The organism is Micromonospora sp. DT4 (assembly GCF_049841675.1).
GTDB lineage: Bacteria > Actinomycetota > Actinomycetes > Mycobacteriales > Micromonosporaceae > Micromonospora.
On the sequence record NZ_JBNCKT010000263.1, the window covers coordinates 1 to 1,831 of the forward strand.

General features: G+C 68.9%; 1 protein-coding gene. It reads right to left on the bottom strand.

The features are described from left to right. Positions 1–228: 228 nt before the first annotated feature. Positions 229–1,602 carry an IS110 family transposase gene (locus tag ACLQ24_RS29480; RefSeq protein ID WP_425895004.1) on the bottom strand — a complete coding sequence of 458 codons (1,374 nt, stop codon included), beginning with the start codon at positions 1,600–1,602 and terminating at the stop codon, positions 229–231. Positions 1,603–1,831 lie beyond the last annotated feature (229 nt).

Below are 1,831 nucleotides of genomic sequence, written 5' to 3' on the forward strand. Positions count from 1 at the left end.
CTGAGACGAAACTCGGTTCCTTGACCACGTGTGCGGCAGCGTCCCGGCGGAGCCGGGACATGTGGTTGACGGGCATGTCGAAGGGCTTGCCGCCGGTGGTGTGCTGCGGCAAGCTGGAGTGCTGGTGGGGAGAGCGACCACGTTGTCGGCTCTTGTGGCCTGACCTTCTGCCGGAAACGGCCTTGTCGGCGCTCTTCCCACCGCTTGTGTGGGTGCTGGTAGGCCCTTTTAGGCGGCGGCCTCGTCGCCGTCGTGGGTGCCGCGGCCGGCGTCTGGGCTGGATGGCTCGTCGTCGTAGTCGGCGAGGATGATCTTCTTGCCGGAGATCGCTTCGAGTTGGGCGATCAGCCGCCGGGTGTGGTGTTCGGGGTTGACCCGGCGGGTGTAGAAGTCGTGGCCGAGATCGGTGAAGGGCTGCCCGCTGGTCAGCACGCTCCAGATGACCTTGATCAGCGTGTGGGCGACGGCGAACGCGGCTTTCTTGCCGGCGGTGTTGTTCGCCCGGCCGCCGAAGCGGCGGTGTAGCCGGTGGAAGCGTGCCCCGAGCCGGGTCCTGGTGCGCGAGGCGGCCAGGGCGGCCTCGATGAGGATCGACTGGACGTGGGTGTTGCCCTTGCGGTGCCGGGCTCGGCGCCGCCGGCCGCCGGACTCGTTGTTCCCTGGAGCCAGGCCGGCCCACGCGGCCAGGTGTTTCGCGGACGGGAACCGGCTCATGTCGACGCCGATCTCGCTGATGATCACCGTCGCGACCCGGTCGCTGATGCCCGGGATGCTGGTCAGCAGTTGGATCTGGGCGGTGAACGGGGCGACCAGCCCCGTCGGCGGGACCGCCGCACGCCGGCTGGTACCAGCCACGCCGGTGTGGCCGATCTTCTCCTTCACCTGGCCGATCATCTGGTCGAGGTGGTCGAGCCGTTCCAGGTGGAACCCGATCATCTGGCCGTGGTGGGTGGTGAACCGGCCGGACAGGGCCAGCCGCAGGTCGTCGGTCTTGTTCCGCAGCACCCCGCGGGCCAGCCCGGCGAGGACGTGCGGGTTCCGCTCGCCGGCGACCAGCGCGTCCAGCATCGCCCGGCCGGAGACGCCGAAGGTGTCCGACGCGACGACGTCCAGCTTGATCCCGGCCGCTTCGAGAACCTTGAGCAGCCGCTGCTTCTCCCTCGACCGTTCCTCGGTCAGCTTCGTCTGATACCGGGTCAGGTCCCGGATCACGCGGATGTCGTCCGGCGGCAGGAAACTGCCCCGCAGCAGGCCGACCTCCAGCAGCCGGGCCAGCCACTGCGAGTCCTTGACGTCGGTCTTGCGGCCCGGGACCGCTTTGACGTGCGCCGCGTTGACCACGTCGATCGTCAGGTCCGGCCCGCCGGCCTCCCGTAGCGCCGCGTACACCGGCCACCAGTAGGCGCCGGTCGACTCCATCGCCACCCGGGTCACCCCCAGCTCGACGAGCCAGGATGCCATCGCCAGCAGATCCGCGTAGAAGGTGCGGAACGTACGGGTCTTCTCCTTACGCGCCACCGGTCGCCGCGGATCCGGTGTCCGCGCCGTCACCGTGACCTGCTTCTTGTGCACGTCGATCCCCGCGACATGCGTGTACAACACGTCCAAACGACACGCCTCCCGTCCCGATCACCAGCCAGGGACGGCGCCGCTCGCAGAGCCCGTCATAGACTCATGACACTGAGACACGTGCACAGGGGGCGACAACCTGGGGTACCAGGGACGGACTCCCGCACCATTCTTGCTTTCAGGCACCGCGAGGGCACCAAGCACAACCGGCGACGGCGAGCGACACCGCCGACCGAGTTTCACCCACCTGTGGGTGGCCCCG